Below are 11,833 nucleotides of genomic sequence, written 5' to 3' on the forward strand. Positions count from 1 at the left end.
TGTATCCTTATCCAACAGAAGTGCCAAAAAAGTTGGATTGTCGCTGACGAATCCAACACAAGTGTCAGTGGTGTTGGATCGAGGACGATCGGTCCACCACCGGTAGGCGAAAGGGATGCGTCAATCCTGACGTGACGTGGTGAATTGATGGAGCGGGTGATGAGCAGTGGATCTTGAGGCGTTTGTCAACAAAGACATGGGGGAACTCGTCGATATCCGCGGTGAAGACCCTGTGCGGGGCACGTGGACTCACTCTGCGTTCATTCCGGTGCCTCTGACTGACAACGAGCCACAACTGACGGGCGAAACGTACCGACTTGTATCAGCTGCTGGTCGAGCATTAGCGGCGTTGGATGCGACTGCTGATCGCCTTCCAAACTCCTACCTATTCCGTTCGCCGGCGCTTCGACGTGAGGCGCAAGCGACCTCTGCACTTGAGGGAACTTTTGCTCCGCTTGAAAGTGTATTCACTGCGGATGAGGATGCGCCGGGGAGCGCTGAAATGGTGGAAATCCTCAACTATGTGGCTATGGCAAATATGGGGTTCAGCTGGCTGCGTGACCGCAGGCCGTTCACCGTCGGCTTGCTTGAAGCATTGCAGGGTCGGCTCATGCGCGCGACTCCCGTGGAAGCAGAATCAGGTCATATCCGAACGGGGCAGGTAGTCATCGGTAAGCGCACAGATATCGGCCGTCGCGATGTTCCAGTTCATGCTGCGCGATTCATTCCGGCCCCCGCAGGGGATCAGCTACGTGCGGGAGTGGATGCGCTTGTTCAATGGATGAGTGTTGACCATTCCCAACAGATTGATCCGGTGATCGCAGCGGGGATGGCTCACTACCAATTCGAGACGCTTCACCCGTTCCGTGACGGGAACGGTCGACTTGGCCGCTTTCTTATCGTTCTCAGCCTGGTATCGCAGGGAATACTCCATGAGCCAACACTGACGGTCTCACCGTGGTTCGAGAAACGCCGGACTGAGTATTACGACGCGCTTTTTGGTGTATCTACGCGTGGAGATTGGGACACATTTCTTGCGTTCTTTGCGCGCGGACTCGTGGATTCAGCGATGGACACACAACGTCAGATGCTTGCCTTGGTTGGAGTACACGAACACATGAAAGAGCGGGTGGGCGCAGCCGGTATTCGTTCTGCCAAAGCGATGGTCCTGGTTGATCTTGCTGTCGCGAACCCGTCATTCACTATGAAGAGGGTGTGTGAGCAGACGGGGCTGACGCATGCTGGAGCGACGCGACTGGTTGGGCAACTCGTTGAATGCGGCGTCCTTGCGGAAGTGAATCCTCATCACACCCCGCGCTATTACGCGGCGCCAGCGGTTCTTGACGTGCTCTTACGACCCGAACTGTAGTTCTGTGCGTTTCACAAATCGGTTGAGTGGAAGCGCTTGAGCACTCACGCGTGGGGAAATCAGATCACCACACGAGCCCGCCGGGGTCCGATCGTGTGGGATCGGCGACCTTGTCAACAGGGTGTAGGTGGGGTGTTCCAGTTGCCGGTGCTGTGGGTGAGAATGACATCAACGTTGTGAACGGCTTGCCGCTCACTGTTCGTTGACGGATGTCGGAAGTCTGGGAGGGATGAGGATGGCACGAAAAAGGAAGAAACGGGTGCGCGTGGGTGATGCCCTCATCGCCCTGGTGATTCTCCTGATTCTCCTGTGGTTCTTCGTTCCCCAAGGCAAAGCATTTCTCACCACGGTGGCGCGTGAAATAGGGATCACGCTCCCGTCTTCGCAGGTGTCAATCGAGGATCTTCCCGCTAGTCAAGCTCGGGATCAGCTTGCCGCGATCCCCGTTCGCGAGCCGCAGGACGCAGTCGACAACCCGCGCTATAGCAGGGACCGTTTCGGCGATGCGTGGGCGGATGTTGACCGAAACGGCTGTGACACGCGTAATGACATTCTCTCCCGTGACCTTGCTCGTCCAACCTTTAAGGAAGGGCCCTTTGGTTGCATTGTTCTGACAGGAACACTTGCTGAACCGTACACGGGGAAAACTGTGCACTTTCAACGAGGAAAAGACACCTCGCCGCTCGTACAGATTGACCATGTTGTTGCCCTGGCGAATGCCTGGGAATCGGGAGCATGGGAATGGACGGATTCTCAACGGCTCGAATTTGCCAACGATCCGGACAACCTCCTTGCCGTTGATGGACAGGCCAATCAGGAAAAGCTGGCGTCCAGCGCAGACCAGTGGCTGCCACCCAACACAGAGTTTCGGTGCGACTACGTGTCCCGTCAGATACGCGTGAAGTCGCAGTGGGGATTGTCTGTGACGGCTGCCGAACGCGAAACGATGATCCGCGTACTCGCCGATTGTGGCTAACAGTTCAGTGATCTAGCTAGTTAGCCGGACTTGCTCTCATCAACGCCGGTCATTGTGGGGACTGGAGTCCTGGATACGTGTGTGCAAATTATCAATTGTCGTCGACAGGTTGTGTTGTGCTCCAGTCTCGCATGACTGGTGAACTGTAGAGTCTTTCTGCTCGACGTGCATCACATAGCCATGAACAAAGGAGTTAACGTGGCTGCGAAGAAAGCAAAAAAGCAGAAAAAGAGAATGAGAAATGGATTCTACCTTCTTCTCACAGTCCCATTTATTGTTATAGCGCTTGTGCTTGCGATAGGAATTAATGTCGCAACATCATCTCTGCGGGGAATAATCGTCAATGCGGTCGGCGATGGTGAATGGTCGGTGAAGAAGGCGAAAGATTCAGAAGAGCTCGATCGTACCTACTATCAAGCTGATTATAAAACCATTGATGAGGCAATGAAAGCCTCCGGAGAAGTTACCGGAGCTATCGCAGAGGAAGGAATGGTCCTCCTCAAAAACAACGGCACCCTGCCGCTTCCTGGAGGCAAAGTGACGCTCTATGGTCGGGGAGCAGCAGACCCGCTGTATGGGGGAACGGGATCAGGGCATGCAGTTGCAGATGATGCCGTGACAATTCGGGCTGGGCTTGAGTCGGCAGGCTATGAGGTCAATGCAACTGTCTACAACGAACTCGAAGCTTTCGCGGCTGCTCATTCCGAGGCTGAGGGGGGACGAACAGCCATTGCGTTCCTGCCGGGCAAAGAGTCGGTGTACAAGGTCGGTGAAATGCCGGTCGATCAGTACTCGTCTGATGCTCTCCACTCTATGGATGAATTCAACGATGCAGCGCTAGTAGTCATCAGTCGTACCGGTGGTGAGGGTGGTGACATGCTGCTCGATATGGATGGCCACGACGAAAACTATGTTGAGGGGCAGCATCTCCTTGAGTTAAACAAGGACGAACGCGATCAGGTGGAATTAGCGAAGGCTCATTCAGACCGGGTCATCGTTCTTGTGAACGCGTCGACCTCTATCGAGCTGGGTGATCTTCAGAATGACCCCGATGTTGATGCGATCATGATGGTTGGGAATCCTGGGGTGACGGGATTTGCGGCGCTTGGGAAGTTGCTCAACGGTGAACTCAATCCGTCAGGACGAACGGTTGATACCTTCGCAGCAGATTTCACGAAAGATCCAACGTTTGTTAATTTTGGAGACTTTAGATTGACGAATGTTGAAGAAGGAACTTTCGTTGATTACGAAGAAGGAATTTACTCGGGTTACCGGTACTATGAGACGGCGGCAGAGGAAGGTTTTATCAACTACGACGAGGCCGTTGTCTATCCATTTGGATTTGGACTAAGCTACACAAACTTCACGTGGGAAGTGGTCAATCAGAAACTTGGAAAAGTAGGGGAAGAAATATCTGTCGATGTTCGCGTGACGAACACTGGCGACGTCGCTGGAAAAGATGTTGTGGAGATGTACTATTCAGCTCCCTACGTGAAGGGCGGAATTGAAAAACCCTCTGTTGTTCTTGCAGATTTTGCCAAGACTGATGTGCTTGAACCCGGTGAATCGCAGACGCTCACACTGTCGATCGCTGTTGATGACATGGCGTCGTATGACTACAAGGGTGCGAAGTCCTATGTGCTGGAGGCTGGAGAGTATCAATTATCGCTGCGCACAGACTCCCACACCGTGAAGGAAGGGACAACACCAATTGCTCTAACGATTGATCATGAGAGCGTTTTCGATCAGACCCCACGTTCGACAGATCAGGGGGTAGCGTCCAATCAGTTCGACGATGTGTCGGCAGCTTTCGCTGGGAATGAAGCACTGGATCCGGAAATCGCTGAAATGGTCGGGCCGAAGAAAACGATTCTGTCTCGGGCTGATTTTGCTGGTACTTTCCCCTCAGCTCCCACTCGAGAGGAGATGACTGCCGGTGAAGCATTGGCGCAGAAATATGAGGTGTACGACGCCAGTGCAGCAAATGAAGGAATCGACGCGCAGAAGCCTCAAACGAATGTCAATAACGGTATTCAACTTATTGATCTGCGCGGACGCCAGTGGGACGATCCACAGTGGGAAAAGTACCTTGATCAGTTCACGTCTTCTGAGCTGTACGACTTGGTCAATGACGGTGCGTACCGAACAGTTGCGATTGGTCGTCTAGGTAAACCAGCGACGCTGGATATGGACGGCCCGGCAGGGTTCTCGTCCTTCATTTCAGATGTCCACGGATCAGCATTCCCCACTGGTTACATTCTTGGGCAGACATGGAATCGCGAGCTTGCTCGTCAAATGGGTGTGAGTATTGGGAACGAAGCTCTTGCTCTTGGAATTTCAGGATGGTACGCACCCGCTGTGAACACTCATCGCTCGCCGTTCGCAGGTCGAAACTTCGAATACTATTCCGAAGACGGAACGCTTGCTGGCAAGATCGCGGCAAGCACGATCAGCGGTGCGCTCGAAAAGGGTGTGTATTCCTACCTCAAGCATTTCGCTCTCAATGATCAGGAAACGAACCGCGATGTGAACGGCCTCGCAACCTGGGCTGACGAACAAACGATCCGCGAGGTCTACCTCAAACCATTCAGCATTGCTCTGAAAGAATCTCGCGGAGAAGTGAAATACCTCGACGAGCAGAACAACCCGCAGACAAACCTGATCCACGGAACCGCAGTGATGAGTTCCTTTAACCGAATCGGGATGACCTGGGCTGGCGGTAACTCAGCGCTGCTCACGAAAGTGCTTCGTGACGAGTGGGGCTTTAAGGGAATGGTTGTCACAGATATGGCTGCGTTGCGTCAATATATGTCACCTGACTGGGCGATTGCCGGCGGCACTGACCTTCAGTTGGCATGGAAATTCATGAAGCCCATGCAGGATCCCGACAGTGCGATTTCGTTGGTACGTCAACGCGCAGCTGCTCACAACATCCTGTATGCGGTGGCGAATTCGAATGCGTTGAATGGGGTTGCCCCCGGCGACACCCTCCAGTATCACCGTGCAGCGTGGGAATGGATTGTCATCGGAATCACCGTGGTCCTCGCACTGCTTGCTGCGTTTGGCACCTACCGGGTCGTTCGGCGCTGTCGCCGATATTCGCAGCTGAAGAAAGCAACACCATCGGGTGAAAAGATCATGTGGTAGATCCCGATACTCAGAGAATTGAGGGGGCAGCGTGTGCATGGCACGCTGCCCCCGACCTCGAGATTTGGGAAGAATCACTGCTTTGGGAGATCGGTGAATATGCGATCAGGCCCTAGGACGTAATCGCGTGGAGGTTCTGGCCGTTTGTTTCGGGAGCCATGAACTGGGAGATCAAAGCGCCGGCAACGCACATGAGCGCACCGATGAGCATGCATGCCCGGATCCCGATTGTCTCGATACCCACGGGAAGTAGCCACGTCCCAATGGCTGCACCGATTCGACTGGCAGCGGTTCCCAGACCGACCCCCGATGTACGTAGCGCCGTGGGGAAAAGCTCCGCGGGATAGACGGCGGTGAGGCAGGCAGACAGCGAGTTGAAGAAAGCGAATGCCCAGAAACACGCCGACAGAAGGATGAGAGGGGGATGAGCGACGACAGCGACGAGTCCCAAGGCAATCGCCTGAATCCAGAACGGGCCAATCAGCATGGGACGTCGCCCCATGCGATCAACAATGAAGGTCCCCACGGTGACGCCCAAAAGCGCCACCGTGTTCGTCAGGATTGTTGCGCCGTTGCCTTCACCCAGGCCGGCAGCACCAAGAACGGTTGGGGCAAAGGTGAAAATCGCGAAGTATGGGGCAACCAAACATGCCCAGAATACGCAGACAAAGATCGTTCGCTTCGCTTGGGCACCAACGAAGAGACTCCGCAGTGACGTGCGAGTTTCGGCTTCTCCGGACGTGTCGGAGGGGTCCAAATTGTATTGCTCGATGAGTGCGCGGGCTTCGTCCTCGTACCCCTTGGACATGAGCCATCGTGGGGACTCCGGCAGGTGGTGACGCAGGATGTACGTGATGATGGCGGGGATTCCGCAGGTTGCCAGGATCCACCGCCAGTGCAAACCAGCGGTATCGAGCAGATGAGCGATGATGACGGCAGCGAGGAATCCTCCGTACCAGCAGATCTGTAGGCTGGATAGACGCTTGCCGCGGTGGTGAGCGGGAGAGAATTCCGCGAGCATGGGTGCGCCGATCGCGTATTCAGCTCCGATGGCAATGCCCAGAGCCAGTCGGGCAACGAAGAGGAGGATACCGTCGGGAACAAGAGCCTGACCGAAGCCTGCGACGATGAAGATGATGATGTCGATGTGGAACATCAGTCGTCTGCCAAAACGATCCGTCAGGTAGCCGAAAATTGGTCCGCCGAGAAAAATCCCGATGAGGGAAGATGCGCCGATCAGGCCGGTTTCGAGGGGTGAGAGCCCCAGGTCGTGTGTCAAAGAAATCATGACGACGCTTAAGACTCCGAGGTCGTATCCGTCGAGTCCCTGGCCGAAGGCTGTTGCCATTGTGAGGCGTCGATACAGGTGAGCAGCTTTCGGGGATAACTGAGACTTCGGTGTATCAGCAGACATATCTTCCCTCTCACTTCAGATTGTGTGAGGCGCACACAGGGGAGGGCATAGCCTCTCCTTGGTGGGCTGCCTCCGTACTGTCGTGATGGTCTCTGGTCTCTCTGACACGACGAATATGGCATCGTTGCCCGCAGACGCACGCGTCAACGTGAACGTCTGGTGTAATGCCGGTAACATACCACCGTTTACCGAGTGAATCGAGTGAAGGGGCTTGCGGATGGATGAGAAACTTGCGGATCGCTTGCGTCGATCACCCGTGATTGCCTCAGTGAAGAGCGAAGATGACCTCGAATATGCTCTGGCATCGCCCTGCCGTGTGATCTGTCTTCTTTTTGGTGAAATTTCCACAATTGGGGCGCTGACTCGTCGGGTCACAGACGCGGGGAAGGACGCTTTCGTCAACCTCGATATGGTTGACGGTCTCGCTCCCAGAGCTTCCGCGGTACGTTTCATTCGCGATCAGACGAGTGCGACGGGGATCCTCACCAGCAAGGTTCCCGTGTGCCGCGCGGCCTCGGACAGTGGATTGGTGGCGATCCTCCGCTTCTTCATGGTTGATTCCTTCGCCTACGGTCAGGTCGTCAGCCAGAGCGCCTCCGCGAAAGCTCATGCCGTGGAGATTCTTCCCGGATGCATCCCGCGCGTCATCACATGGATGCGTGATGACCTCTCTCTTCCGATCATCGCCGGAGGACTGGTCTGCAACATCACCGACATCATGGACGCCCTCGATGCAGGGGCTGCGGCAATCGCCACGTCCAGCAAAGAACTGTGGTCAGTGGCGCCGAGTGCGTAGAGCGAACATTCCGCCGCCGGAGTGGGCGCGGGTGAGGTACGGCATCTGGCGCCGAGTACGTAGAGCGAGCATCCCGCAGCCGTCGCTGCGAGCGTTCGGGATGAACACGTCCTGCTTATGGGTAACCGAGCGAACCTTGACGAGGTGTTCGCGCACTGGGGTTGACACGCGATGAACTCAATGCCACAATTTCGGCTACCGCGACGCTACGGGCTCTGACGAGCCACGTAGCGAGTTACTAGAGCTGAGAGAACAGTAACCCGCGTCCATCGGGGCTGTTCTCTTTTTGTTTGCCGTCCCGACAGGTCGCAACGCCGGGCGCAGCCGCTCATGAGCCTATGAGCCGCACAAGCCCGCAACACCGCACACGGGGATGCTGCTTGAGCCACGAGGCAAGAACCAAGCGCCAAGGGCACCCCATCCGGGAAGCAAACAAACCACGAAGGGGTGGAGTTGGAGTGACACAAGCGAGGAAATGGATCAGCTTCCTGATCCTCTCAATGACCGGAGGCATCGTCTTCCAGGTCGGATACATCCGCTACGTGTTCCTTGAGGACACGTACAACGCGCTGAACCTGAGCGCGCAGGACTACGGAAACATCATCTCCGTCTACGGTATCGCAGCGACAATCGGCTACTTCATCGGCGGGTGGTTCGCCGATAAGTTCTCTCCGAAGATGCTTGTCGCTTTCGCGATGATCGGAACGGGAATCATCGACATCCTCATCGCAATGGCTCCGGGATACGCCGCGATCCTCATTCTCCACGTCGTCATGGCGTTCCTCGGAATGGGCCTGTACTGGTCGGCCTTGGTCAAACTCATCGGGATGCTCGGAGATTCCCACGAACAGGGCCGCCTCTTCGGATATCTTGAAGGGGTTCGCGGTGTTGTGTCAACAATCGTTGGCTTCGCAGGAGCGTGGATTGTTGCGACAGCGGCCTCGTCGGTCGTTGGTGTTCTCTGGCTGATCCGGATCTACGGTGTGTGCGCAATCCTTCTTGGCCTTGCCGTGTGGCTGATCGTCAAGGAAGACCCGAATTCGCCGGCCGTGCAGGCACGTTCAACGGTGACCCTGCATCAACTCGTCCTCGCCGCTAAGAACCCGTACACGTGGCTCATTGGTTTCTCAATCGCCTGTATTTATGCGGGGTACACGTGTCTGGGTTACTTCTCTCCGCTGCTCCAACACCAGTTCGGTCTCAGCGCCGCTTTCATCGGGGTCATCGGGGTGGTGCGCACCTATGTTTTCCAATTCGTTGCGGGCCCGATCTCGGGTGTCGTCGCAGATAAGGGAGCAAAGTCCACGCCTCGTTTCCTGCGCTGGATGTTCATTGCCACAATCATCATCCTCGGTGTTTTCCTCGTCATGCCGCGTAACGAATCGTTTATGTGGATCGCCGTGGCGTTGATGTTCCTCCTGACGTTCGCGATTTTCGCGTGCCGCGGCGTGTACTGGGCTCTCCCTGGGGAAATGGAGATTCCCGAGGACGAGCGTGGCGGCGTCATCGGCCTCGCTTCTGGAATCGCCTATCTGCCAGATGCGTTCCTTCCTTCGCTTGCGGCCTGGTGGATTGGCGACCCGGCAGCGTCTCCGGCGATCCCAGAGCACGGCGGCGGCTACGTGACGATGTTTATTTTCCTCATTGTTTTGGCGCTCATCGGCATTGGCTTGACAACCGTGATGATGCGACGCCGCACACGCGAACTCGCCCTCGTCCCCTCTGAGGCAGGGAATTAACGAGGACGACGACGCACCTTCCCACAGAAAGTCCAGTTATCAATCGGTCACCGCAGATGGTTGGCCACAGCAGAGAAATCACCCAAGGAGTGACGTTGACATGCATATCAGTGAATTTTCAATGAATCTTTTCTCCCTCGACGGCAAAAACGCGATCATCACCGGAGGAAACTCAGGTCTGGGTTTGGCATTTTCAGTTGCCCTGGCCAAAGCGGGAGCGAACGTTTTCGTCCCCTCAATCACAACGGATGTTGAGGAAGTCAAGACCCTGGTTGAGGGCGAAGGACGACGTTTTGAGTTCCTCGAAACGAACATCACAGAACCCGGTGCGTGCAAGACAATCGTTGACACGTGTATCGAACGCCTCGGCAGCGTCGACATCATCGTCAACTGCGCGGGCATCTGTAACCTCGGCGAGGTCGACGAATTCGATCGCGCGAAGTGGGATCCGATGATCGCCATTAACCTGACGGCAGCGTTCGAGCTGTCCTACGAGGCCATGCCGCATATGCGCACGCAGGGACACGGCAAAATCATCAACATCGCCTCGCTGTTCTCCTTCCTGGGTGGACAGTGGTCGCCCGCATACGCGGCAACGAAGCACGGCATCGTTGGCTTCACGAAGGCGTACTGCGACGAACTCGCTCAGCACAACATCCAGGTCAACGCGATTGCTCCGGGCTACTTCGCCACGAAGATCACCGAGGCAACCCGCTCGAACCCGGTAACGAACCAGCGCGTCCTCGACCACATTCCCGCGAATCGTTGGGGAGACGTTGCCGACCTCATGGGAGCATGCGTGTTCCTCGCATCGAATGCCTCCGACTACGTCAACGGTCACACCCTGACAGTTGACGGCGGCTACCTGGTCCGCTGACCCACCGACTCATTACCACCTGCCGATACTGAAGGAATTATTTTCATGACAGACGAACACGACGCACGTCACGCCCAGACCATTGAGGCGCTCACGCAGATTGTTGGCGCAGGCAACGTTGACACGGATCTTGTGACTCGCCAGAAGTCCAGCGTTGACCGTTTCAAGAAGTACTCATCGCTTCACGGAATCTACGAAGGCCCCCTGCCGATCGCCGTCGTCACGGCGCACTCAACCGAGGAGATTTCGCAGATCCTCTCGTGGTGCAACGACCATGACATCACGGTGATTCCTCGAACGGGCCGCACCTCCACGGAGGGTGGACTCGAGGTCGTTGCCGACAACACGATCGTTCTTGACGGATCCGCGATGAACACGATCGTGTCGATCGACCCGGTGAATATGCAGGCAACAGCACAGTGCGGCGTCCCCCTTCAAGTTCTTGAAGATGAGTGCCGCAAGCAGGGGCTGACAATCGGTCACTCACCGCAGTCGAAACCGGTTGCGCAAATGGGTGGCCTCGTGTCGACGCGTTCAATCGGTCAGCTCTCAACGCTCTACGGAGCAATCGAAGACATGGTCACGGGTCTTGAGGCCGTGTTCCCCGATGGCACGATCACTCGAATCAAGGATGTTCCCCGGCGAGCAGCAGGCCCCGATATTCGCCACGTCATCATCGGCAATGAGGGAACCCTGTGCTACATCACCGAAGTGACGGTGAAGCTGCACAAGTACACGCCCGAGACAACGCGCTTCGCGGGATTCCTCATTGACGATATGGCCGATGGCCTCGGTGTTCTCCGCACCGTCATCACCGACGGCTACCACCCCGCGGTGTGCCGCGTGTACTCGCCAGAGGATGCCCGTCAGCACTGGGAGTGGTACAACGGCAAGTGCGTCCTCGTCTTCTCCGCTGAAGGTCCCGCACCGATTGCTGACGCAACGATCGCGCACGCCACCGAGGTTGCTCAGGCCGCGGGCGCGGAGGCTGTTGATCCGACACTCATTGAGACATGGTTTGCAAACCTCAACTGGGGTCTGGACAAAATTGAGGCAGAGAAGCAGTGGATGCGCGATCACGCGAACCTGGGGTACACAACGGAAATCTCGGGGAACTGGTCGGTTGTCGCAGACATTTATCGTTCAACGATCGCGCGGATCCGCGAGGAATTCCCGCGTGCTCAGGACCTGACGATGCTGGGGGCTCACTCATCTCACTCGTACCAAACGGGCACGAACCTCTACTTTGTCTACGACTACAACATCAACTGTGAGCCGGCGGACGAGATCAACGAATACCACATCCCGCTGAACGCAATCATCGTTGAGGAAGCCCTCAAGCACGGTGGGTCGATGGTTCACCATCACGGGATCGGTAAGTATCGCACGCCGTGGACCCGCGAGGAACACGGGTCGGCGTTCTACCTGCTCGAAGGGTTGAAGAAGCAGTTTGACCCGAAGAACACGATGAACCCGGGGTCCATCTATCCGTTGGATTCAGCGAAATAGGGGCCG

The 11,833-nt window shown here is 56.2% G+C and carries 9 protein-coding genes; 7 read left to right on the plus strand and 2 right to left on the minus strand.

All coding sequences use genetic code 11. From position 1 onward, the window contains the following. Positions 1-166 precede the first annotated feature (166 nt). The 3 genes from G7Y41_RS00870 (at position 167) to G7Y41_RS00880 (ending at position 5,492) form a co-directional block, all read left to right on the plus strand. A complete protein-coding gene (locus G7Y41_RS00870; RefSeq protein ID WP_196819522.1) occupies positions 167-1,369 on the plus strand; it encodes a Fic family protein in 1,203 nt (400 codons plus the stop codon). Between the two features lie 235 nt (positions 1,370-1,604). After that, the gene (locus G7Y41_RS00875; protein WP_165315713.1) at positions 1,605-2,345 is read left to right on the plus strand and encodes an HNH endonuclease family protein; all 741 of its coding nucleotides are present in this window, start codon (positions 1,605-1,607) and stop codon (positions 2,343-2,345) included. A gap of 198 nt (positions 2,346-2,543) precedes the next feature. Further along, the gene (locus tag G7Y41_RS00880; protein ID WP_196819523.1) at positions 2,544-5,492 is read left to right on the plus strand and encodes a glycoside hydrolase family 3 N-terminal domain-containing protein; all 2,949 of its coding nucleotides are present in this window, start codon (positions 2,544-2,546) and stop codon (positions 5,490-5,492) included. Positions 5,493-5,604: 112 nt separating this feature from the next. Here G7Y41_RS00880 and G7Y41_RS00885 read toward each other — a convergent pair whose 3' ends face one another. Beyond that, on the minus strand, positions 5,605-6,906 hold the full coding sequence (locus tag G7Y41_RS00885; protein WP_165217174.1) for an MFS transporter: 1,302 nt from the start codon (positions 6,904-6,906) through the stop codon (positions 5,605-5,607). Positions 6,907-7,123: 217 nt separating this feature from the next. Between G7Y41_RS00885 and G7Y41_RS00890 the strand changes: the two genes are divergently transcribed. Continuing rightward, positions 7,124-7,702 (plus strand): glycerol-3-phosphate responsive antiterminator, encoded by a 579-nt coding sequence (locus tag G7Y41_RS00890; RefSeq protein ID WP_165217176.1) that lies wholly within the window; start codon positions 7,124-7,126, stop codon positions 7,700-7,702. Here G7Y41_RS00890 and G7Y41_RS00895 read toward each other — a convergent pair. Continuing rightward, on the minus strand, positions 7,682-7,870 hold the full coding sequence (locus G7Y41_RS00895) for a hypothetical protein (RefSeq protein ID WP_165315714.1): 189 nt from the start codon (positions 7,868-7,870) through the stop codon (positions 7,682-7,684). The genes G7Y41_RS00890 and G7Y41_RS00895 overlap by 21 nt on opposite strands. A gap of 290 nt (positions 7,871-8,160) precedes the next feature. Between G7Y41_RS00895 and G7Y41_RS00900 the strand changes: the two genes are divergently transcribed. The 3 genes from G7Y41_RS00900 (at position 8,161) to G7Y41_RS00910 (ending at position 11,827) form a co-directional block, all read left to right on the plus strand. After that, complete coding sequence (locus G7Y41_RS00900; protein WP_165315715.1) at positions 8,161-9,441, plus strand: MFS transporter; 1,281 nt, start codon at positions 8,161-8,163, stop codon at positions 9,439-9,441. 100 nt (positions 9,442-9,541) lie between these two features. Next, positions 9,542-10,318: an SDR family oxidoreductase gene (locus G7Y41_RS00905; protein WP_165315716.1), complete on the plus strand. Its 777-nt coding sequence runs from the start codon at positions 9,542-9,544 to the stop codon at positions 10,316-10,318. A 45-nt stretch (positions 10,319-10,363) separates the two neighbouring features. After that, positions 10,364-11,827, plus strand: coding sequence for an FAD-binding oxidoreductase (locus tag G7Y41_RS00910; RefSeq protein ID WP_165217186.1), 1,464 nt, complete (start codon positions 10,364-10,366; stop codon positions 11,825-11,827). Positions 11,828-11,833 lie beyond the last annotated feature (6 nt).

The sequence above is a fragment of the Schaalia sp. ZJ405 genome (assembly GCF_011038885.2).
In the GTDB taxonomy this organism is placed as follows: domain Bacteria; phylum Actinomycetota; class Actinomycetes; order Actinomycetales; family Actinomycetaceae; genus Pauljensenia.

Bases quoted from the DNA above. Each gene is read 5' to 3' on its own strand.
- G7Y41_RS00890 (WP_165217176.1), top strand. From the start codon at position 7,124: ATGGATGAGAAACTTGCGGATCGCTTGCGTCGATCACCCGTGATTGCC.
- G7Y41_RS00910 (WP_165217186.1), top strand. From the start codon at position 10,364: ATGACAGACGAACACGACGCACGTCACGCCCAGACCATTGAGGCGCTC.
- G7Y41_RS00875 (WP_165315713.1), top strand. From the start codon at position 1,605: ATGGCACGAAAAAGGAAGAAACGGGTGCGCGTGGGTGATGCCCTCATC.
- G7Y41_RS00905 (WP_165315716.1), top strand. From the start codon at position 9,542: ATGCATATCAGTGAATTTTCAATGAATCTTTTCTCCCTCGACGGCAAA.
- G7Y41_RS00885 (WP_165217174.1), bottom strand. From the start codon at position 6,906: ATGTCTGCTGATACACCGAAGTCTCAGTTATCCCCGAAAGCTGCTCAC.